Source organism: Psychromonas algarum (assembly GCF_004376845.1).
In the GTDB taxonomy this organism is placed as follows: Bacteria; Pseudomonadota; Gammaproteobacteria; order Enterobacterales; family Psychromonadaceae; genus Psychromonas.
Genome location: NZ_SNUW01000008.1, coordinates 108,938 through 130,809 on the forward strand (window position 1 = coordinate 108,938; position 21,872 = coordinate 130,809).

The window sequence follows — 21,872 nt, forward strand, 5'->3', positions numbered from 1 at the left end:
ATATAATTGATTTAAAGAGATATTTTCATGAAACAGTTTTTTGAGTTCATTCCTTTAATCATCTTTTTTATTGTATATAAAATGATCGATATATACGTTGCAACGGGGTCTTTAATTGTAACAACAGGTTTATTACTTGCTTATAATTACTTGAAGCATGGTAAAGCAGAAAAAATGCATATCATTACATTTTTAATGGTATTGATCTTTGGTACGTTAACACTTGTTTTGCATGACGATGTTTTTATTAAATGGAAAGTAACGGTTATTTATGCATTATTTTCAATTGCACTAATAGTCAGTCAGTATGCTTTCCATAAACCTTTCATAAAACAAATGTTAGGTAAGGAAATAAGCTTGCCTGATAATGTTTGGAATAGGCTCAATTTAGCTTGGGCTATATTCTTTATGTTCTTAGGTTTATTAAATATTTATGTGGCATTTAGTTTAACGCAGGATATTTGGGTAGATTTTAAAGTCTTTGGTTTATTAGGCGCCACATTAGTTTTTACCGTGTTAAGTGGACTTTATATTTATAAGTATTTGCCTAATGAAGATCAAAAGCAGCTAGAAAAACCAGAACAAAAAAGTAAATGATAAATATTATTTTTAGAAGATTATTTATCTAGTGGCACAATAACCCCATTAATTATTAATATTAATGGGGTTATTGACATAATTGCTGTGCTTTAATCTGCATCAATGGCAATAATTCACAATAAAATAAAAAACCTTCATGATACTCTTTATGTTTAAATAATTTCATATCTCCATTTTCATTCACCTGCCGTAGCTCATAAAAATACGCTTTATAGTGTTTATCAAAAGCCGCACCTAATCTTGCCTTCTTAGTAAAGGTTTGTTGTTTCTGTAAATAAACCCAATCAGCCCCTTCCTGTATAGGCTCAGCAAGCTCTGAATTAAATTCATGCAATACAAGTTCATGAGCATTAGATAGGAGCATTTGAGCACGTTCGATATATTGTTTAAAGATAGTTGCTTCAGCCATAGGCAATGCTTCGAAAAATAGCGCTAAAGCCTCTCTATTTAAAAAATACTCACGTTGAATAACTTCATCGGACAGGTAAAAGCGAGTTAATGCTAAGCATTTATCTGAAAGCAAATTTTCTATCATTACATTCTGTTCAGCCATTAACCTTTTCATTTTGTCGGTAGGCTGTTTTAATAAATGTTTTGTTACATTAATATTGTGATTAACAATAGTTAATTGTTGATTAGAAAAAGTCTTAAAAAGAATATTTAAATAATCTAATTTTTTTAATATAAGACTCATCATATTTCCTTACTACAACATAATTGACACTTATCGATTAAAAAACCCAAACTTCTACACGACGATTCTTACTCCGCCCAATTTCTGTTTTATTTGATGCAATTGGTAATTTCTCTCCAAGCCCTTCAATAGCAGTGATGTGCACACCATGTGAAACTAAAATACTCTCTACCATATTTGCCCGCATAAGCGATAATTCAGTGCTTTTTTTAAGATCTTCTAAAGGGTCAGAAAACCCCATTAAAACAATTCGTTTCTCTGGGTTTTGCTGAATATACTCAACAACACGAGAGATATCTTTTTTCCCCTTACTATCCAATTGGTTACTAGCACTTTTAAAATAAAAGTTAAGTGATAAACGACTAGCAATTTCCATATAATCATTATAAAACGCTGGTGCACTAGGTATTTTAGAAGGCGTTTCTAATTTAATATTTTGAGAAATAAATCCAACCTTTTCAACCACCTCTTGCCCTGAAAATGAAGTACTAAAGTCAACAAAATTTTTAATAAAGGAGTTACTTGCTTGAGGAACATACAAATACAATCGACGTACTAAAGCATAATCTTCAGTACTAACGGTGAAATAAGTAGGATAGATAGGATATGTAGATTCACTCGCCATAATAGAAATTTCTTTATTATGGTTAATATAAGGTAAGGACACAAAACCAATAGCAGCCTTATTATGACTCACCAACTCTGACAAATCGCTATTAGATTCAATACGTTTAGCTTTCCCAGATAATTTTTTATCGTAAGCATTAAGTGCTAATTGGTTAAATGTTTGCCAGGTACCCGATTTTGCATTACGAGCATAAAGCTTAATAGCAATGTCTTCTCCACCAAGTTCGCTCCAATGTGTAATTTCACCTGAAAATATTTTTGATATTTGCTGTAAAGTTAACTTAGTTAAAGGATTATCAGGGTGAACCATAATAGCTACACCATCCAAACCAATAATGTGCTCATTATTATTAAGCCTTAAGTTCCCATACTTACTTTTTAATAATGCCACTTCCCGATCTTTAATTTCTCGTGATGACATCGCGATATCAGCCTTGCCTGCTAATAAATCTGTAAATGCGGTACTCGAACCATGTGCATGTACTTCAATACTATAAACACTATTATTATCAATATATTGTAATTGACGTTCATTGTCTGAGTCACCTTTTATCCATTGCATTTCTGTGATTCCAAGTTGCATCAAATAAGCTTCTAACAATGCAGGAGCAAGACTTTCACCTATCGTATTTGAACCATGTAAACGCATTATCACTTGTGCATTTTGAACCGGTAAAACAATCTCTTTATGTACTATCGGTTCATTTGGATGTGACTTTAGAGTTGATGGATATATTGCAGAATTTAAGGTAAATTTCAAAACATTACTTTGTATCAGTACTAGTAAACTAAATGCGATGCAGACTAATAAAAGCGTAATAAATAATAGTTTATTATGTTTTTTTATAATAACGGAAGATTTCACTTGTGAGGATGTTTCAGGCTTTATCGGCAGAAATTGTTCATACATATTAGTCTTTTGTAATGATCTTATTCGTTGCTTAATAACCTCATTATTTAAACTGCTCAGCTCTTCAAAAACAGTGAGTCGATACTGCTCATCTAATACTAATTTATCCATTGATAATTCAATATCAAATAGGCTTCTTACTAGCTCCTTTAGTTCAACAAGCTTGCATTTAAAATCTGATGATAACTTAAGAGGCTCTCCAATATTATTACTTTGCATCACCATTTCCTTTCACGCTTTTAAGTTCTTCATTATCAACATATAGATTACAATACGATGGCAACAACATGACATAAAGGTGACAGTACAAATGTAATAGGTTATTTTAGGGGGATATATAAAAAAACAAACAGAAAATAATTTTTTATTAAAAAAATGCGATTCATTTTCATGAATCGCATTCTTAAACTATTACTCTTTTAAGTAATAAATGAGAAGGGATTAATTAGAGTGCAGCATGCTATTTAATTCAACAGCGCTTTTATTCACTAAGCATTCAATTTGACCCGTTACTGAATTACGACGGAACAATAGATCATCTTTATTCGCTAACTCACGCGCTTTAACAGAACCCGCTTCTTTGCCTTCGTTATCTAACATTTTAACTTTAGAACCAGCTGTCACATATAAACCAGATTCAATAGTACAACGGTTACCTAGAGGGAAGCCAAGGCCAGCATTAGCACCTAGTAAGCTATTTTCACCAATAGCAACAATCATTTTACCACCGCCAGATAGTGTTCCCATAATAGAAGCACCACCACCGATATCACTACCTTCACCAACCATAACACCAGCTGAGATACGCCCTTCAACCATGCTAACACCTGTAGTACCAGCATTAAAGTTAATGAAACCTTCATGCATTACAGTTGTGCCTTCGCCAACATGTGCACCTAAACGTACACGAGATGTATCAGCAATACGCACACCAGCAGGTACCACGTAATCAACCATTTTTGGAAACTTATCAACACAATCAACAGTAATTGTTTTACCTTTTAAACGCGCTTTAATTTGGCGATCTTTTAATTCAGGTAAATCAATCGGACCTTTATTTGTCCATGCAATGTTATGTAATAGACCAAAAATACCATCTAAAACAACACCGTGTGGTTTTACTAAACGATGAGAGATAAGTTGTAGTTTTAAGTAACCTTCAGCAACACTTTGTGGAGCTTCATCTGTAGCTAAAATAACCAGCACCAAAGGTTGCTTTGATTTAGCCGCTGCAACAGCAAAATCGGCGTTATCCATCTCGTTTTCACCATTAAAAGCGGCAGCTAATTGTTCTGCAACTTCAGGTGTAACTTCAATGACTTGATTACCACCCTCATAACCAGCAATAGCACCAATTGTCGCAACTAGATCATCGTTTGGATTTAAAATTGGATTAGGAAAAAATGCTTCAATAATTTTTTGATCGCGGTTTTTAGTCGCAGTACCAAACGCAAGAGAAAATGTAGACATGTATTAAGCTCCGATTTAAAAGTCTATTAGGCAAAGAACACCAAAATATAATGACGAAATAATAAGTGGTGCTAATAATAAAGAAGCGATAGGTGAGATGCAAAATTAAAACGTTATAAGTATCAATTAATTGCTATAGATGGTTTAACATAAGTCTTTATTAATAAGAAGATTGGTCATAAAATGAATAAATATCAGCCATCATTTTAATTTACCGTATTTGTTTTTGAGTGTGATTTCTGATTCGTTTAAATATAAAAATAGCTGACAATTTAGCGATATATAAGAGAATTTCTAGCAATAACATCAATGCGACGGCAACCGTTAAACCAACGATAATCGCCTGCTGATTTAATATAATATTCGCTTTATAGTTATTCCAACTTTCTTTAAAAATAGGTTGCTTGAAAGATTGAGTTAATGCCGCTAAACGATACCAGATAGGTTTATTTAAGTTATCTATTTTTTGTTGTAAATATTGCACCCGTAAATAACTATTTTCAATCACAGTGGCTTCATCACGAAATAAAGCTATTTGGCTACTTTTATGTTTATTAATCAGCGCTTGAAGATCACCAGAAAAATACACATCAGCTAATGATTGAAACTGTGAAAGTTGCAATTGAGCTTCTGCAAAGTGACCTTGTAAACGTAATTCATATTGTTGTAAGAAATTCGGTAATTGCAGCCCTAATAGCAAACTTAATGTAAAAACAATTTGTAAACTATAACGCTTAATTACCGATAACATTATTATTTAAAACCTCTGCTTGAACGCAATACTTCATAAGCTTTTTGAATATCTTGCGCTTTCTCATTCGCTAATTCCATCATCTCTTCAGGTAAACCTTTTGAAGCTAATTTATCAGGATGGTTTTGACTCATTAACTTACGGTAAGCTCGTTTAATTTCTTTATCTGTTGCACTGCTATCAACACCCAATACTTTATAAGCATCTTCTTCAACTTGTGCTTTATTAAACTGCTGTCCACCGTTGCTATTACCTCGATGAAATTGACTTTGACCTTCAATCATCTGAATTAACCGATCTAGCTCAAAACGAGAGAAACCTAATGTTTCAGCGATGGTATAAAGGATGACTTTTTCATTATCATCGATATGCCCATCTGAAAAAGCAACTTGTACTTGAATGGCCAAAAACATTTGTAAAACATTACGTTCGCCATGCAAGGTTTGTACAAAAGCCTGTAATACTTCAGTTAATGCAAAGTCGGCTTTTTTACCTTCAGTAAATGCGGTTTGAGCTTGTACCCTTGCTTCACCGTGTAAATTCATTTGATCCATATAAGCATTTGCTATATGGATATCAGTACTGGTTACTTGTCCTTTTGATTTAGCAACATGCCCCATTACAGAAAAAGTAGTTTCAAAAAAGACTTTTTGTTTTGCTATGCTATTTGCTCGCCCACCTAACATGCCATCTTGCATATTAAAATTGCGACCAACAGCCGTATCAAATTTATGCCCTAACCACACACCTAGGATAAGCCCGAAGAAATGACCAAACATAAAACCAAAAAAACCGCCTAATAACTTACCCCATATACGCATAACTGATAACTACCTTAAATTTAAGAATTATTAAAACTGTCTATTATTTTGACTAACTATGTGAACATTTACCAATTATTTGTATTAAATCGCTAAAATAGCCATTTAATGTCGAATCAAAGATTGGAGCAAGCAAAAGTTTACTCTATTATATAGAGTCATATTTATTATTTATGCTTAGCGCTTTCTTTAATTTCTAAGCCCTTATTGTGAGTTATTAATGTTAAAACTGTTTCCTGTATTCTTGATCTTATTTCCCATTGCTAGTATCACTGCACAAGCAGATGAAAATAATGACTCTAATACAAATGTAAATACGGGTAATGGTTCCGATAATACAACTGTAGCGGCAGATATTGCTCCTGTGACTTTAGAACAAAAGTCAGAGCCTCGTGATGTAAGACTTTTTTTCAAACAATGTTATCGCAACGTACCTCCTATAGTAGAAAGTCATAATAAAAAAGATAAAAATCATATACCTATTGATATTGGAGCTTTTTCACTAAAAGGTATTGATAACAAAATAGTCTATCAAGGTGATGTAAATTTAACACAGGGTGATAAATCATTAACGTCAGACTCTTTAACCTATGATCGTAATACAGAAGAAGCTTACGCAAGCGGTAATGCAAAATTTGTAAATGGTCAAATGACCTTGTTTGCCGATCAAGTAGAAACAAATTTAAAAACCAATGAGTCTTATTTATATCACACTGAATACCAATTTCATGGCCAAGGTGGACGTGGTGATGCAGATAGAATTTATGATAACGGACAAGACGTATATGAATTAAATTCATCAAGCTATACTGCATGTCCTCCAGAAGATACAACTTGGCGTATAGACTCTTCAACACTGTATATCGATAATGTTGAAGAGATGGGTACTGCTTATAATGCAGTATTAAGAATTAAAGATGTGCCTGTTTTTTACTTCCCTTACATTAGTTACCCGTTAACTGATAAACGTAAAACTGGTTTATTATTTCCAAGCTACAAACTATCTTCAGTTAACGGCACCACAGTTGATCAACCTTTATATATTAATATTGCCCCAAATCAAGATGCGACGATCACTCCAACCTACATGGAAAATCGTGGTACTTTGTTAGCAACTGATTATCGTTATTTATTTGATGCTGGTACCGGTAATATTCATGGTGAATATTTAAGTGATGACCGTATACGTGATGACTCTCGTTACCTATTCCACTTTAATCATAATGTGAATTTTGCACAGGATTGGAATTTTAATGCAGATTACAGCCGAGTCAGTGACCAATATTACTTCAGTGATATCGATACTGATTACGGTACTCGTAGTGATAACCAATTATTACAAACGGCAAAGTTAAGTTATTCACAAGTTAACTGGAATAGTGAAGTAGAAGTGCGAGACTTCCAAATATTAGGGACAACTAACCTTCCTTATTCTGTATTACCAAAAGTTGCTTTTAGTGCTTATCAACCGTTAGGGTGGAAAAGCTTACAGTTTGATTGGTATTCAGAAGTTACCAAGTTTGGTAACGCAGACAAAGATGTATATACAGGTACCCGTGTTCACCTTGAACCTAAACTGTCACTACCACTTTATTACAACTCAATGTTTGTTGATACCGAGTTAAAGTATATGGTGAGTTATTATCAACAGGATTTAGGTAATACAAGTAATAACACCAATATCGATAACCTAGATGAAACAGCAACACGTTACCTGCCCTCTTTTAAAATACATTCAGGTATTAACCTTGAGCGTGATTTCTCACTCTTTGATAATGACTACCGTCAAACATTGGTACCACAAGTACAATATTTGTATGTGCCTTATACCGATCAGACTGATATTGGTTTATATGACACAACAAGTTTACAGCAGGATTATTACGGTCTATTCCGTGACAATCGCTATTCAGGCTATGACCGAATTGCAGATGCAAACCAAATAACGGTCGGCTTATCAAGTAGCTTTTTAAACCCACAAGGTAAAGAAAAATTACGTTTTGCCGTTGGTCAGAATTATTACCTATCACAATCAAAAACCACATTAGACATGACGAGTTCAACCAGCTCATCAACGGATACGCAAGAGGTGAGTCGTTCATCTGTTATTGGTGAATTTGATGTTAACTTTGAAGATGATTATTTCTTCCACGCAGGGATGGAATGGAGTAGTGATAACAATATTATCCAACGAGCAAACTCAACAATAGAAAAACGTTGGGCTTATAACACCTTTATGCAAGTTAACTATCGTTATTATCGAGAGGATGAAGACGCAAAGTGGTATGAAGTCGTTAACCAAGTTGGTAGCAAAATAAACTGGTCAATCAACACACAATGGACCACCTTTGCTAGTTATTATTACGATATTAAATATGAAAACACTTTTGAAAGAATTGTAGGTGTTAAATATCAATCTTGTTGTTGGGCAGTTGGTTTGACTTATGATGAGCATATGCTGCCTTATTATGGTAGTGAATCCAACTTTTCAAACACAATTGAAACAGAAAGAAGTATTGGTTTAACAATTGAACTGATGGGATTAGGCGGTGTCGGTTATACAACCGAAGATGAAGGTTTATTCGACTACGGTCGTCCGTTTTATTTAAAGTAACGAGTAAAAAATGAAATTAACAATACGATTTATAAGTGCGCTGATTTTTGTAGCTTCTTTATCTCAGGTTTCTGTTGCAGCAGAAGTACAGTTAGACAAAATTGAAGCGGTCGTAAATCAAGATCTCATTCTGAGTAGCGATCTTGCAAATATGAAACATGATTTAGTAAAACGCTATCAAGAAAGCGGGCAAACATTACCGAATGCAGAGGACATTAATAAACAAGTGCTCGATAAATTGATTAGTGACCGACTACAACTTCAAGTTGCAGCAAAAATGGGACTACGTATTAGTGATGCACAATTAGATCAAACCTTAGAGCAAATAGCGAAAAAACAAAATCAAACACTTATGCAAATGCGTGCAGACCTAGAAAAGTCAGGGACTAATTATCAAGCCTTTGTTAACAGTGTTCGTGATGAAATAACGATTAATGAAGTACGTCAAGTACAAGTACGTAGACGTATCAACATTACAGATCAAGAAGTACAGCAAATGATTGACCGTATTAATCAGCAAGGTGAACAAAAGGTTGAATTTCACTTTGCACATATACTGTTAAAAATATCTCCAGATACATCAGCAGAAAAAAAACTGGAAATAGATCAAGAAGCTAATGACCTTGTACAAAAAATCCAAAATGGTGCTGATATTACCGAGCTTGCTCGTCAATATTCGGAAGGCCCAAAAGCGGCAGAAGGTGGAGATTGGGGGTGGCGTAAAATGGATGCAATACCAAGCCTGTTTGTTGATAACCTCAAAGAAAGCAATAATAAAGATGACATTATAGGCCCATTCTATTCACGTATGGGTGTGCATATCATTAAAGTATTAGATAAAAAAGGTGATGTCAGCGTATTAACAGAAGAAGTAAACGCACGCCATATTTTGATCAAACCTAATATCATTTTAGGTGATGATAAAGTGAAAGAGTTATTAACCACTTTACGTCAGCAAATCTTAGACGGTACAAAAACCTTCGCTGAGCTAGCGAAAGAATACTCTCAAGATCCAGGTTCAGCGGTAAAAGGTGGCGAACTTGGTTGGGCCGATCCGACTATGTATGTACCAGAGTTTCGTGATATGGCATTAACAGAAGAAGTTGGTGAAATAAGCCCTCCATTCCATACGGTTCATGGATGGCATATCTTACAAGTCCTTGATAAACGCCAATCAGATACAACAGATAAGGCAACAAAACAAAAAGCTTATACCATGTTATTTAGACAGCGCTTTCCTGCTGAAGTGTATGCTTGGTTAAATGAAATTCGTCAAGAAGCCTATATAAAAATAACAAATCCTGATTATATTATTGAGGAAGAATAATGTTACCTCGAATCATAGTAACTGCAGGGGAACCTGGAGGTATTGGACCTGATTTAGTATTACAACTCGCCGATAAAATATGGCCAGCTCAATTAATCATTTGTGCTGATATTAATCTTCTCCAAGAAAGAGCTAACTTATTGAATAAAAAAATAAATTTTATTGAATATGACAAAAATAGCAACAACCAAACACAAGCAATAGGACAATTAACCGTTGCTCATATTGCAACTGAAGCAAAGGTTGTTGCTGGGCAATTAAATGTGGCTAATGGTCAATATGTTTTAGATACATTACGTTTTGCTAGCCAAGGTTGTTTGAGTGGTGAGTTTTCAGCTGTTGTTACTGCGCCGGTACATAAAGCCGTAATTAATGATGCCGGTGTCACTTTTAGTGGTCACACTGAGTTTTTTGCAGAACAAGCCAATGTTGATTTAGTTGTAATGATGTTAGCCACAATAGGTTTGCGAGTTGCGTTGGCTACTACACACCTGCCCTTATCTGCTGTACCTAAAGCCATTACAGAACCATTATTAATCGATATTATTACTATTTTAAATAATGAGTTAATAACAAAATATGCCATTAAGCAACCTCGAATATATGTTTGTGGTTTAAACCCGCATGCAGGTGAAGGCGGCCATATGGGGCGAGAAGAAATTGAAGTAATTGAACCAACACTTGAAAAACTTCGCCAAAAAGGAATTCAATTAGTTGGACCATTACCTGCTGATACCTTATTTCAAGAAAAATACTTAAAAGATGCTGATGCTGTCTTAGCCATGTATCATGACCAAGGATTACCCGTTTTAAAATATAAAGGATTTGGCAAATCCGTTAATATCACATTAGGTTTACCATTTATTCGCACATCGGTTGACCATGGCACAGCATTGGATTTAGCGGGCACAGGAAAAGCCGATTCGGGTAGTTTATTATGTGCGGTACACGAGGCTATTACTATGGTCCAAAGTAACATCAACAAGGTTAATTAAAAATGAATGATAAAACCCATCTAGGCCATACAGCTCGTAAACGCTTTGGACAAAACTTCTTACATGACGATTATATTATTGACTCAATCGTTGCCGCTATTTCACCACAAGCTGAAGATAATATTGTAGAGATTGGTCCCGGTTTAGGCGCTTTAACAGAGCCTGTTGCACGTAAAGTTAATTGTTTAAACGTAGTTGAGTTAGACCGTGATTTAGCCGCTCGCTTAGAGCAACATCCTACATTGCGTGACAAATTAAAAATCACACAAGCTGACGCTATGCGTTTTGATTTTGGACAATTAGTACAAGGTGATAAACAGCTACGTGTATTTGGTAACTTACCGTATAACATTTCAACACCACTCATGTTTCACTTATTTGAGTTTGCAGATAAAATTTCAGACATGCACTTTATGTTACAAAAAGAAGTAGTAAACCGTTTATGTGCAGGTCCAGACTGTAAAGCCTATGGGCGTTTAAGTGTCATGGCTCAATATTATTGCAATGTCATTCCTGTATTAGAAGTTCCTCCAACTGCTTTTAAACCTGCACCTAAAGTTGAGTCAGCGGTAGTTAGATTAGAGCCTTACGATACACCTCCTTTTGTTGCTAAAAGTATGAAAGTATTAAATCAAGTTTGCTCAATGGCATTTAATCAACGTCGTAAAACCATTCGTAATGGTTGGCGTGAACTATTAACAGCTGAAGAGATAACAAATCTTAATATTAATATTGGGCATCGTGCTGAAAATATTTCTGTTGAAGAGTATGTACGTGTTGCTAACTACGTTTATGATCGTCAACAAGAAGCTTAAATAAGCCGTGGCAACGTATATAGTAGGAGATATTCAAGGTTGTTATGATGAATTAATACAACTGTTATCTTTAGCTAACTTTAATGAAACAACTGATGAATTATGGGTTGCCGGCGATTTAGTTGCTCGAGGCCCTAAGTCATTAGAAACATTGCGCTTTATTAAAAAAATTAATGCTAAAGTCATTCTAGGTAATCATGATTTACATCTATTAGCTACCGCATTGGGTGTTCATGAGGCAAAAGAAAAAGATAAAATTTCCCCTATATTAGAAGCAGCAGATTGTAGAGAATTGCTGACTTGGTTACGCCATCAACCACTTTTATTAGAACATCCTGAATATAAATTCATCATGGTACATGCCGGTATTTTACCGTCATGGACAATCCAGCAAGCTAAATCATACGCACAAGAAGTAGCTCAGAAATTACAAAGTGAACACTATCCAGAACTGCTCAGGGATATGTATGGCAACCACCCTATTGCATGGCAAGACTCATTATCAGGGATAGATAGAACACGTTATATTATCAACGTATTTACACGTATGCGTTATTGCACACTTGCTGGTGAATTGGAGTTTAAAAACAAACTTCCACCAGAAAAAAATCCCGATAAAAAGTTAAAGCCTTGGTTTGAGATCTCTCCAAGAGAACACTCCCAACCTATATTATTCGGTCATTGGGCAGCATTAGAAGGTAAGGTTGAACAAAAAAAAACAGACGATCAAGCGCTATATGCACTTGATACAGGCTGCGTTTGGGGAAATAGCTTAAGCATGTTACGTTGGCAAGATAAGAAACTGTTTTCATTATCTTGCCCTGCTTATAGCTAATACTAATAGCGATAAAACCCTGCAAACAATATTCTTAATCTGTAACTCTATCTAATGTAACAAACTCTAAGTTATATGCATTTTTTTCGTCTGCTAAATACTCTTCACTCGCAACTTGCTGCCATTCACCTTGCGCTAAATAATCGGGGAATTTAGTATCACCTTTGGTTTCTAAATCAATAAAAGTTAAATACAAACGATTAGCTACTTTTAAAAAATATTCATAAATCGTCGCACCACCAATGATCATCACCTCCTCTGTACCTTCAGCCATTGCTAAAGCTTGCTCTACAGAAGTAACACAGGTGACACCTGATATGGTTAAATTTGGATCGCGTGACACAACAATATTTAAACGTCCCGGTAATGCACGACCAATAGAGTCATATGTTTTACGTCCCATGATCACCGGCTTTCCTAAGGTTGTTTTTTTGAAATATTGTAAATCAGCCGGCAAATGCCAAGGCATTTGATTATCTAATCCGATCACTCGGTTATGTGCCATTGCAACTATCATTGATATCTTCATTTTTTAACCTATTACTAATTACTATTAACGCTAAGTTTATCAATTAAGTTTTTAATTTCATCTATTTAATTACATATAAAATTTTAGAGATATTATGTTAAGGTCTATATTGATAGTAGTTATATTAAGTCTGTGGTTATTATCATTAATCATGTCGTTTTATTTATCTTATTCATAGGGAATACATCATGTCCATTTCAATTAAAAAAAGCATTTTTTATATGCTTTTAATCATTTCCTTTCTGTTATGGCTTGTTTCTCTTTGGTGGGGATGGATGCCATCAAGTTATGATGTGAAAACACGTACACAAGAAGTTGCTACAGCAGCAAATCAAAAGATAGTACCAGGTTATACAACCACGACGACATTAATCGATCTGACTGATTGGCTAATCAATAAACCAGGTGGGTTCCTATCTAATGATATAACACCACCGGGCATCATTATGGATAATATGCCAGCGTTTGAATATGGTGTATTAGAACAAGTACGTGATTTAGCATTGGTTATGCGTTTGGATTTCAGTCGTTCTCAATCACAATCAACCGGTGATAAAGATTTAGAAATCGCACAAACCAAAGTTAACATTTCCCATAAAAGTTGGGCATTACCAAGCTCGGAAAAAGAATATGCCGATGCAATCAAAGCTTTTTCTCGTTACCGTGATCGTTTAGAAAAAACAGATGATACAGGCTCACAGTTTTATACTCGAGCAGATAATTTAAGTGATTGGTTACGTGAAGTTGAAAAGCGTTTAGGTTCTATTTCTCATCGTTTAAGTGCAAGTGTTGGCCACGAAGGGTACGATCTTACTCTGGCAGGTGATCCAGAAGCGAAACAATCCACAGAAACAGCTAAAGAGTTAGCAGTTAAAACAGACTGGATTGAAATAGATAACGTATTTTACGAAAGCCGAGGGGCAACTTGGGCTATCCTACAATTATTAAAAGCAGTAGAAGTTGATTTTGCTGATGTACTTAAAAAGAAAAATGCACAGATCAGTTTAAAACAAATTATCCGAGATTTAGAATCAACACAGCAAGCAGTTTGGAGCCCAATGGTGTTAAATGGCAGTGGCTTTGGTTTCTTAGCAAACCACTCACTCGTGATGGCTAACTATGTTTCTCGAGCAAATGCAGCTGTTATTGATTTAAGACGTTTATTAGAGCAAGGTTAAAATAACCTTATCACTTATCTCAAAGTTGCTACAATTAAGTAACAAAAGTGTATCGCTGACTTCGTTATTAATAGAACCAATTAATAACGGAGTTATTTATCTTAACTAATTCAAAGTTCAAAGTGTTATTAATAAATTGTAGAGTAAAAATATTAAACTCATCCCCCACCAGCATATAAAAGCACTTTGCTTATTATTTAAATCTATATCTCTTTAAAGTCTAATAACTCACGTAATTTTAATGGTAAATATTGCCTTGCTTTTATCGTGATGACTGATTCATTTTGTTGCCAAAACACACCTAAATAAATGATAAATAACCCCAATAGTGTCAATGCGATAGGAAATAACCAACTATCTTGAAATATACTTGATGCTAAATAACCTATATAAATTGAGCAGCCTATTGCCCCAAATATAACAAAGACTCTCCTAACGATAATCACTCCCACAAAAATCATTAATAGATTAATAACAAAGTAAATAAATTTCGATAATTCACTGTCTGAAGACTGTAATGAAATCCCTCCCCAAAAAGCAATAACACCAAAAAGATACATCCAAAAGGAATAATCGCCTTTATGATGTGAGCGAATATCAATGCAAGCAGCAAGAACAATCATCAGTAGCCCTGAATATATGGAAACTAATTTTCTTAACTCCCAACTATCATCGCCTCCATTGAGCATAACCGTAACATCCATACTTAAATACCACAGCGTCACAGTAATAGGCATTATTAAGAATGGATATTTATACTTCCAAGCAATAATAGCCCCCACAACAAGTGTACCCAGTTCCATATAAAGCCAATGCCACTTTATAGTTCGATGATATTCACGATAGACACTCTCATCAGGCCAAATACCTAATGCATGTTGAAGACCATAAATAGCTAAAGGCGTTAAAGCAATAACAAAAGCTCCGGAGATCCCTGCTGGAATAGACAAGCCTTTAGATTGAAAGATGTTAGTTAATTTAAGCCCAATCAAAGCATATAATAAGCAAAGAAACACAATCCCTTTCCCACCAAAAGACTCCCAACCTACATTCATGAAAAGTGTCATGGCAGCAATAGCAATCATGCCCCCCATGTAATAAAACATGAGTGTTAATCCAAATTTAGAATGTGTACTGGATTGTTTTTTTAGAAAATTAATTAGTTTTTCCGACTGTTCAAGTGACAAAATATTTTCACTAACAGCCTTATCAAGATCTTTTTTTGTAAGGTTCAATTGGTGAGACTCCTTTGATAATGAGCATCGACTAAAACCACCGGATTTAAGAAACTAATAAAGAGCATGATTACAGCTATATCTATTTTTAATTATAAAACGTTAATGCTCTCTTTTGATAAATCAGTATATATACCCGTGATCAATGAAGGTGCTTGATTTTTAGTTCAATGAGGATCATGCTAGCTCAATACAAAAAATTAACCTAACTTCTGAGCAAAAGCATAAATTAATGCAGTGCACCACGAAACTCGTGATAAGTGAGTTTGCGACCGTATTAAAGCAATTATTCACCATTCAAATGGATGGTCTACTCGTCAGATTGCTGAAGTGCTACTCATTCATGAAACAAGTGTTAATCGTCACATCAATGAATATCTTACGACGGGCAAATTAAAGCCTGAAAATGGTGGCTCTCACGGTTATTTATCTGTTGCTCAAACAGAAGATTTAATACGTCACCTATCTAATAATACTTATCGACATTCTTACCAAATCATTGATTACTTTTTTGATACGTGGAAGATCTCATTCAGTATTTCTGGATTGAATAAATGGTTACATCAACACAAATTTAGTTATAAATATCCAAAAGATGTACCCCATAAATTTGATCCAGAGAAACAAGTTCAATTTATCGAGTATTACAAACAACTCAAAGCTACCACAGGTAAATCGCCTATTTTATTTATGAACGCAATGCATCCAACTCAAGCGACTAAAGTAACATGCGGGTGGATCCAAACTGGCCATGATAAAAGTATTGAGACAACAGGTAGTCGAACGCGATTAAATATTATTGGCGCCATTAATTTGAGCCAGATTGGCTCGGCTATTGTTAAACGTTATGAAAAAGTAAATAGTGAATATATCAATATTTTCTTAGAAGAATTGAGGGCACACCATCCACCGAATCTGAGTGTTCATTTGATACTCGATAGCGCGGCTTATCATCGTTCAAATACAGGAAAGAACAAAACGAAAGAGCTTAATATTCAGCTTCATTATTTACCGCCATACAGCCCCAATTTAAATCCAATAGAGCGGCTTTGGAAGGTGATGAATTAGCATGTAAGAAATAATAAAGATTTTTCTACTGCCCAAGAGTTTCGAGAGCACATAGATCAATTTTTTGAAAGTAAACTTCCTGAAATAGGAGATTCATTATCGAGTCGAATTAATGACAACTTTCAAAAGCTAACGCCTGTATCTTGAAGTGGGATGTGTATAGTTGTAAAAATAGTCGTATTGGGAAGCGTTGCTTATCCGGAATTTAGTTTATTTAATGCATTAAGCATAAACTCCTTTTTATCTTCATTATTCATTATTCATTATTCATTATTCATTATTCATTATTCATTATTCATTATTCATCCATATTTAAACCACAATCTTTACTTATAGTTAATACATCAAGTAAGTAAATATCTTGTTAGCCCATATACCAAAGGAGATGAAATTATGAAAAAATTACCTGCATACGGTGTACTTATTTTATGCTTAGGCATTGGTTCCCCTGCTATCGCACAAACTGAGTCCTATGGTGCATCTGGTGTTTCACAAGTAGCAGAAGCTCAACTCACGCTTGAAAACATGTTAAATTTTGCTATTCAAGATGAATACCTCGCCCGTGGTGAATATCAAAAAATAATGGATAAATTTGGTCAAAAGCGTCCATTTAGTAAGATTATTAAAGCGGAAGAAACCCATATCAGCCTATTAAAACCTTTGTTTGTAAAATATGGATTTATATTACCTCCAGATAGAGGCTTGGAATTGGCTGTCGTACCCCCTACTTTTGCTGAAACATTAAAAGTGGGTGTTGATGCAGAAATTGCAAATATTGAAATGTATGAGCTGTTTTTACAAGAAGATTTACCTACCGATGTCCGTGATGTATTTAAGCGTTTATTAAAAGGATCTGAAAGTCATCTTGCTGCCTTTACAAAAAGTGCAAATCGTTAAAGATTGGGCAACTAGGCCAATATAGTTATGTATTTTGGTCTAGTTGCTCGTTTAGTTTTGTTCCATTTACACAGATTGAGCCATTTTAATGGCGATCACACCTCATAGTTAGCCACACGACTGTCCTTAATGTAAACACCTGTTTTACAGTGTTCGCTTTTCAACTGATTTTTCACGCCTTTTTATTAAAAGATAATCGAATGATGGATAAACTATTTCATTAAACGGGGATTAATGTGATGTCTAAAATGAATGACTAGGGAAGATTAATCTCAGCTTTCCAAGCTAACGACTGAACAAAGCACCTTGAATGATAACGGGTATAGAATTAAGTACCAAGGTGGCTAACCTGCAAACAAAATATACAAAAAAGGAGCCAAATGGCTCCTTATCAAGCTTCATATTATCTTCATAATATATTATTTCTTTAGTGCTGCATTAAAACGCTCAAAAGCGGCTTCAAGATCAGCAATCAAGTCATCAGAGTTTTCTAAGCCTATATGTAAACGAATAAGAGGTTTACTGCTATCCCATTTAGTCACCGTTCGTAATTTATCAATGCCAAAAACACCTAAAATTAAACTTTCATAACCACCCCATGAGAATCCCATTTTAAAATGTTTCATATTCTCAACTAAAGCAGTAACAGACTTCACATCACCTTCTTTTAACACAAATGAAAATAATCCATTGGCAGCACTAAAATCACGTTTGAAAAACTCATGCCCAGGACAAGATTCAAAAGCAGGATGACGCAGATGATCCACTTCAGGACGAGTTACTAACCAATTAGCAATCTGTAACGCATTTTTTTCATGCTGTGCCATTCTGACACCTAACGTACGTAATCCTCGGCTCGCTAAATAAACATCATCTGGAGAAGTACACTGCCCCATTAAATAACTATTTTCACGCAACTGTTCCCAATGCTCTTCATTCGAGGTTGCCGTGCCCATCATGACATCTGAATGACCAACAATATATTTTGTTGCCGCTTGAATTGATATATCAACTCCCATATCAAATGGACGAGAGTTAATTGGAGAAGCCCAAGTATTGTCGAGCATAACAATCAAACCATGTTCATGGGCAATTTTACTTAATGTAGGAACATCTTGAATTTCCATGGTGACAGACCCCGGAGACTCTAAGAATAAAACCTTAGTATTTTCTTGAATAAGATCTTTAATACCAGCACCAATTAACGGATCATAATAAGTAGTTTCTATGCCAAAACCTGCTAACAAACTTTCACATAATGCACGTGTAGGCTCATAAACACTATCCACCATTAATAAATGGTCACCCGCTTTTAAAAATGACATTAAAGCATTACTAATTGCAGCAGAACCAGATGGATAAAGAGCTGTACCAACACCGCCTTCTAATTCTGCAATTGCAGCTTGAAATGCAAAATGAGTTGGACCTCCACGACGCCCATAAAACATTTCACCATTAGCTTTGTTTTTAGCAGCAAAACGCATTTCTTCCATGGTTTCAAAGACCATAGTTGATGCACGTACAACTGGGGGATTGATCACTCCTTTAGTCCATTTTTTATCTCGACCTAAGCTTACTATTTGTGTTTCTTTTTTCATTTGACCTATCCCATTCATCATCTAAGAAAATACTTACTAAAGCGTTAAAGAATAAATTACTTAATACATGTTACCACTTCAAAAAGAGATAAACAGCGACAAAATTGTCATAACATAGACCATGTAAATAGAACTTATTTAAAACTAAAATATAAACAAGAAAGCTTAATGTGAATGATATAATCATGTTTTTAATTGCTATATAGGCTAAAAATGCACTTTGAAACTCACTTCATGCTAGATCGTGAACACTATGCAGAATGTTTTGATCAATCAATGATTGTAAAAGGTCCACAAAAACCACGGATCGCTTTTATGGTTGGATTATCACTGGCGGGGATTTTCTTTTTATTTTTTACCAACGTGCAAGGATTATTAGCATGGTTCTTTTTTGGTATCGCAATACTTGAATTCTTTAGTTATAAATACCGTCGCGCTTGGTGGTTAACGCGACAAATGATGAGTAAAAATGCAGGTAATAAAATTACGCTTATTTTTGATGAAAATGGCATTGAAAATAAGAGTCTCTACATTAATAACCTACTAGCATGGCCATCAATCAAAAGCTTCCATGAAACACCAGCTGGCTATATGTTAAATTTACAACAAGGTGGACAACAATATATCACCAAGTCTTGTTTAGACAGCCAATTACAAGCTTATATTCAACAAAAGTTATCCAATAAAAAAATAGAAAATGAGTTAACAAAAAATTAATGATTCTGTTTTACAAATTCTAAAAAGGCTCTATCTGCTTTAGATAAGTAGCCTTTTTTTCTCCAAGCAATAGAAAGGTCTAAAAGAATAGGCTCTTTAAAAGGGATAGCAACAATATCAGTCTCCTTTTCTGTCGCTAACTCAAGTAAAGCGGTAATTGCAAAATCTCGTTTAACCACTTTAAGAATTACAGACAATAAATTAGTTTCAAAAGAGAAATTAGCGGTTAAATTTTCTTTCTGACAAATGGCGTCTAACTGCTCGCGATGAAAATACCCCTTTTTAAACATGATCAACTCTTGAGAAAAAAACTCGGCAAATGAAAGTTCTTTTTTATCTGCAAATTCATGTTCTGTATTTACGACAGCTACCATTTGAGAATGCACTAAATGCTCTGATTGCAATGCATCAGGCAAATTATGAGTTTGAATAATACCGAGATCAATTTCACCATCTAATAGCATTTTTTGAATCGATTGAGTTCCCCCTTCGATCATGATTAATTTGAGCTTGGGATAACGACTTTTAAAAGCCATTAATAGATCGGGAAAATAATATGTTCCCATGATGCTTGGCAAACCTAAACGAACCTCACCTTTCTCTAATCCACGTAATTCACTCATGGCTAGTTTTGCATCGTCTAGTTGTTGCAGTATTTGTTTAGCATGAACTAATAACGTTTCTCCTTCCACCGTAAGTGACATTTTACGTTCATGGCGGCGAAACAACTCAAGATCTAATTGCCCTTCCAATTTTTTAATCGCAACACTTAATGCAGGTTGTGCAATATGCAAAGCATTCGCCGCATGGGTAATATTCTGATGTTCAGCAACGGCAACAAAATAAGTAAGAATACGTGTATTCATAGGTATAACCAAAAACTATTAATATAATAATTATTATATATTTTCATTATCACAACCAAGTTGCTACTGTTTTGATCATATTTCCTAACAGTGATCACGACGATGATTGAATTTCGTAGTAAAGAGTATTATCAAGTTAGTGCGGCTTTAGCTTTTGGTTCGTTTTTAGTCTTTTGTAATTTATATCTATTTCAACCAATGCTGCCTATTTTAGCGGATCATTTTTCTGTATCCGCAACTAAAATTAATTGGTTATTAGCGGCAGGCACATTCACTTTAGCGCTCATGTTATTACCTTGGGCCTTTGCCTCAGAACTCATTGGACGGCGTAAAGTTCTCTTAATCAGCTTATTTTTATTACCTCTCATTGGCTTAACATCATTATTAACAAATAATTTAACTTTATTAATCATTAGTCGCGCATTGATGGGAATGGCTCTAGCTGGATTTACTGCGGTAGCCGTTGCTTACATGGCAGAAGAGTTTTCAGCAAAAGCATTTAGTCACGGTATTGGAGCATATATTAGTGCCAATTCATTAGGTGGTATTTCAGGGCGTATTTTTGGCGGAATGATAACGGATCACTTTAATTGGCAAACAGCTATTGCTTGCATGGCTTTATTAAGCCTGATTGGTGCAATCATTGTTGCTTTAGTACTGCCTAAACAAAAACAAGTTTGTTATCAAACAAGCCAATTATCTCAATACCATCGAATTGTGATTCAACATTTAAAAAATAAAAAAATATTTTTTGCCATGCTTATTGGTGGAGTTAATTTTGCCTTATTCATCAATATATATACGGTGACTGGATTTAGATTAGTAAGCGCACCTTATTCATTACCCGTTAGTATCGCATCAATGATTTTTCTATGTTATTTATCAGGAACCATCAGCTCTCGATTAGTGGGGATTTGGTGTCAATATTTTAACCCTGTTATAGGTATGTTATTTGGCGCCATAATAAGTTTAATAGGTTTGCTTGTCACAAGTAATGATTCACTAATTATCATTATTATAGGGCTCAATTTATTAAGCTTTGGTGCATTCTTTACACATTCTCTCGCTTATGGTTGGGTTAGTCAGCAAGCTAAAAATGCTAAATCTACAGCCACTGCACTTTATTTAGTTCACTATTATGTTTCAGGTAGCATCGGAGGATTCTACTTAATCTATTGTTGGCAACATGGAGGTTGGGAGAAAGTGATGATGGGTGCAGGATTATTATACTTTACTGTATTTACATTATGCTGGCGCTTATACAGTCATACTCAAAAAAAGTTAAACACGCACTAATATAACTTCTATTTTAAATAAATAAACAA

Annotated in this window: 19 protein-coding genes and 1 pseudogene; 11 read left to right on the top strand and 9 right to left on the bottom strand. The window is 34.7% G+C overall.

The genetic code is table 11. The annotated features are described in order from the left end of the window. Positions 1 to 27: 27 nt before the first annotated feature. Positions 28 to 597 carry a septation protein A gene (locus tag E2R68_RS08985; protein WP_134277362.1) on the top strand — a complete coding sequence of 190 codons (570 nt, stop codon included), beginning with the start codon at positions 28 to 30 and terminating at the stop codon, positions 595 to 597. 70 nt (positions 598 to 667) lie between these two features. Here E2R68_RS08985 and E2R68_RS08990 read toward each other — a convergent pair whose 3' ends face one another. The 5 genes from E2R68_RS08990 to djlA all read right to left on the bottom strand — a co-directional run bounded on the left by E2R68_RS08990 (position 668) and on the right by djlA (position 5,873). Beyond that, positions 668 to 1,294 (bottom strand): hypothetical protein, encoded by a 627-nt coding sequence (locus E2R68_RS08990; protein ID WP_134277363.1) that lies wholly within the window; start codon positions 1,292 to 1,294, stop codon positions 668 to 670. Positions 1,295 to 1,331: 37 nt separating this feature from the next. Further along, entirely contained in the window at positions 1,332 to 3,050 is a 1,719-nt protein-coding gene (locus tag E2R68_RS08995) for a phosphate ABC transporter substrate-binding/OmpA family protein (RefSeq protein WP_166738839.1), read from the bottom strand. Between the two features lie 222 nt (positions 3,051 to 3,272). Continuing rightward, positions 3,273 to 4,301: a 2,3,4,5-tetrahydropyridine-2,6-dicarboxylate N-succinyltransferase gene (gene dapD / locus E2R68_RS09000; RefSeq protein ID WP_134277365.1), complete on the bottom strand. Its 1,029-nt coding sequence runs from the start codon at positions 4,299 to 4,301 to the stop codon at positions 3,273 to 3,275. A 211-nt stretch (positions 4,302 to 4,512) separates the two neighbouring features. Continuing rightward, a complete protein-coding gene (locus tag E2R68_RS09005; RefSeq protein ID WP_134277366.1) occupies positions 4,513 to 5,052 on the bottom strand; it encodes a DUF2937 family protein in 540 nt (179 codons plus the stop codon). Positions 5,053 to 5,054: 2 nt separating this feature from the next. Then, on the bottom strand, positions 5,055 to 5,873 hold the full coding sequence (gene djlA / locus E2R68_RS09010; RefSeq protein WP_134277367.1) for a co-chaperone DjlA: 819 nt from the start codon (positions 5,871 to 5,873) through the stop codon (positions 5,055 to 5,057). A 220-nt stretch (positions 5,874 to 6,093) separates the two neighbouring features. Between djlA and lptD the strand changes: the two genes are divergently transcribed. Genes lptD through E2R68_RS09035 form a run of 5 tightly spaced genes read left to right on the top strand, consistent with a single transcriptional unit; the run spans position 6,094 to position 12,459 of the window. Beyond that, positions 6,094 to 8,487, top strand: coding sequence for an LPS assembly protein LptD (gene lptD, locus E2R68_RS09015; protein ID WP_134277368.1), 2,394 nt, complete (start codon positions 6,094 to 6,096; stop codon positions 8,485 to 8,487). Between the two features lie 10 nt (positions 8,488 to 8,497). Then, positions 8,498 to 9,814, top strand: coding sequence for a peptidylprolyl isomerase SurA (gene surA / locus E2R68_RS09020; RefSeq protein WP_134277369.1), 1,317 nt, complete (start codon positions 8,498 to 8,500; stop codon positions 9,812 to 9,814). Continuing rightward, positions 9,814 to 10,809, top strand: a complete 996-nt coding sequence (pdxA, locus tag E2R68_RS09025) for a 4-hydroxythreonine-4-phosphate dehydrogenase PdxA (RefSeq protein WP_208380182.1) — start codon at positions 9,814 to 9,816, stop codon at positions 10,807 to 10,809. Before surA ends, pdxA begins: the two co-directional genes overlap by 1 nt. A gap of 2 nt (positions 10,810 to 10,811) precedes the next feature. After that, entirely contained in the window at positions 10,812 to 11,624 is an 813-nt protein-coding gene (gene rsmA, locus E2R68_RS09030; RefSeq protein ID WP_134277371.1) for a 16S rRNA (adenine(1518)-N(6)/adenine(1519)-N(6))-dimethyltransferase RsmA, read from the top strand. Positions 11,625 to 11,631: 7 nt separating this feature from the next. Beyond that, on the top strand, positions 11,632 to 12,459 hold the full coding sequence (locus E2R68_RS09035; RefSeq protein ID WP_134277372.1) for a symmetrical bis(5'-nucleosyl)-tetraphosphatase: 828 nt from the start codon (positions 11,632 to 11,634) through the stop codon (positions 12,457 to 12,459). A 34-nt stretch (positions 12,460 to 12,493) separates the two neighbouring features. Here the strand turns inward: E2R68_RS09035 and folA are convergent, their stop codons facing one another. After that, the gene (gene folA / locus E2R68_RS09040; protein WP_134277373.1) at positions 12,494 to 12,988 is read right to left on the bottom strand and encodes a type 3 dihydrofolate reductase; all 495 of its coding nucleotides are present in this window, start codon (positions 12,986 to 12,988) and stop codon (positions 12,494 to 12,496) included. A 188-nt stretch (positions 12,989 to 13,176) separates the two neighbouring features. Here folA and E2R68_RS09045 point away from each other — a divergent pair, with 188 nt between their 5' ends. Beyond that, on the top strand, positions 13,177 to 14,166 hold the full coding sequence (locus E2R68_RS09045) for a DUF2333 family protein (protein ID WP_134277374.1): 990 nt from the start codon (positions 13,177 to 13,179) through the stop codon (positions 14,164 to 14,166). Positions 14,167 to 14,369: 203 nt separating this feature from the next. On the opposite strand, the gene E2R68_RS09050 is transcribed toward E2R68_RS09045, so the two are convergent. Then, on the bottom strand, positions 14,370 to 15,401 hold the full coding sequence (locus E2R68_RS09050; protein WP_134277375.1) for a DUF2157 domain-containing protein: 1,032 nt from the start codon (positions 15,399 to 15,401) through the stop codon (positions 14,370 to 14,372). Positions 15,402 to 15,591: 190 nt separating this feature from the next. On the opposite strand from E2R68_RS09050, the pseudogene E2R68_RS09055 reads away from it, so the two are divergent. Both E2R68_RS09055 and E2R68_RS09060 read left to right on the top strand, forming a co-directional pair. Continuing rightward, positions 15,592 to 16,616 (top strand): annotated as a pseudogene (locus E2R68_RS09055) (IS630 family transposase). A gap of 246 nt (positions 16,617 to 16,862) precedes the next feature. Then, a complete protein-coding gene (locus tag E2R68_RS09060; protein ID WP_134277376.1) occupies positions 16,863 to 17,366 on the top strand; it encodes a ferritin-like domain-containing protein in 504 nt (167 codons plus the stop codon). Positions 17,367 to 17,785: 419 nt separating this feature from the next. Here E2R68_RS09060 and E2R68_RS09065 read toward each other — a convergent pair whose 3' ends face one another. Next, positions 17,786 to 18,964 carry a cystathionine beta-lyase gene (locus E2R68_RS09065; RefSeq protein ID WP_134277377.1) on the bottom strand — a complete coding sequence of 393 codons (1,179 nt, stop codon included), beginning with the start codon at positions 18,962 to 18,964 and terminating at the stop codon, positions 17,786 to 17,788. Between the two features lie 213 nt (positions 18,965 to 19,177). Between E2R68_RS09065 and E2R68_RS09070 the strand changes: the two genes are divergently transcribed. Next, positions 19,178 to 19,681, top strand: a complete 504-nt coding sequence (locus E2R68_RS09070) for a YcxB family protein (protein ID WP_134277378.1) — start codon at positions 19,178 to 19,180, stop codon at positions 19,679 to 19,681. On the opposite strand, the gene E2R68_RS09075 is transcribed toward E2R68_RS09070, so the two are convergent. Next, positions 19,678 to 20,547: a LysR family transcriptional regulator gene (locus tag E2R68_RS09075; protein WP_134277379.1), complete on the bottom strand. Its 870-nt coding sequence runs from the start codon at positions 20,545 to 20,547 to the stop codon at positions 19,678 to 19,680. The two genes, E2R68_RS09070 and E2R68_RS09075, sit on opposite strands and share 4 nt — an antisense overlap. Positions 20,548 to 20,649: 102 nt before the next feature. Here E2R68_RS09075 and E2R68_RS09080 point away from each other — a divergent pair, with 102 nt between their 5' ends. Continuing rightward, on the top strand, positions 20,650 to 21,843 hold the full coding sequence (locus E2R68_RS09080; RefSeq protein ID WP_134277380.1) for an MFS transporter: 1,194 nt from the start codon (positions 20,650 to 20,652) through the stop codon (positions 21,841 to 21,843). The last annotated feature ends 29 nt before the right edge of the window (positions 21,844 to 21,872 follow it).

Coding starts and splice junctions, on each gene's coding strand:
- E2R68_RS08985 (WP_134277362.1), top strand. CDS start 28: ATGAAACAGTTTTTTGAGTTCATTCCTTTAATCATCTTTTTTATTGTA.
- E2R68_RS08990 (WP_134277363.1), bottom strand. CDS start 1,294: ATGAGTCTTATATTAAAAAAATTAGATTATTTAAATATTCTTTTTAAG.
- E2R68_RS08995 (WP_166738839.1), bottom strand. CDS start 3,050: ATGCAAAGTAATAATATTGGAGAGCCTCTTAAGTTATCATCAGATTTT.
- dapD (WP_134277365.1), bottom strand. CDS start 4,301: ATGTCTACATTTTCTCTTGCGTTTGGTACTGCGACTAAAAACCGCGAT.
- E2R68_RS09005 (WP_134277366.1), bottom strand. CDS start 5,052: ATGTTATCGGTAATTAAGCGTTATAGTTTACAAATTGTTTTTACATTA.
- djlA (WP_134277367.1), bottom strand. CDS start 5,873: ATGCGTATATGGGGTAAGTTATTAGGCGGTTTTTTTGGTTTTATGTTT.
- lptD (WP_134277368.1), top strand. CDS start 6,094: ATGTTAAAACTGTTTCCTGTATTCTTGATCTTATTTCCCATTGCTAGT.
- surA (WP_134277369.1), top strand. CDS start 8,498: ATGAAATTAACAATACGATTTATAAGTGCGCTGATTTTTGTAGCTTCT.
- pdxA (WP_208380182.1), top strand. CDS start 9,814: ATGTTACCTCGAATCATAGTAACTGCAGGGGAACCTGGAGGTATTGGA.
- rsmA (WP_134277371.1), top strand. CDS start 10,812: ATGAATGATAAAACCCATCTAGGCCATACAGCTCGTAAACGCTTTGGA.
- folA (WP_134277373.1), bottom strand. CDS start 12,988: ATGAAGATATCAATGATAGTTGCAATGGCACATAACCGAGTGATCGGA.
- E2R68_RS09045 (WP_134277374.1), top strand. CDS start 13,177: ATGTCCATTTCAATTAAAAAAAGCATTTTTTATATGCTTTTAATCATT.
- E2R68_RS09060 (WP_134277376.1), top strand. CDS start 16,863: ATGAAAAAATTACCTGCATACGGTGTACTTATTTTATGCTTAGGCATT.
- E2R68_RS09065 (WP_134277377.1), bottom strand. CDS start 18,964: ATGAAAAAAGAAACACAAATAGTAAGCTTAGGTCGAGATAAAAAATGG.
- E2R68_RS09070 (WP_134277378.1), top strand. CDS start 19,178: ATGCACTTTGAAACTCACTTCATGCTAGATCGTGAACACTATGCAGAA.
- E2R68_RS09075 (WP_134277379.1), bottom strand. CDS start 20,547: ATGAATACACGTATTCTTACTTATTTTGTTGCCGTTGCTGAACATCAG.
- E2R68_RS09080 (WP_134277380.1), top strand. CDS start 20,650: ATGATTGAATTTCGTAGTAAAGAGTATTATCAAGTTAGTGCGGCTTTA.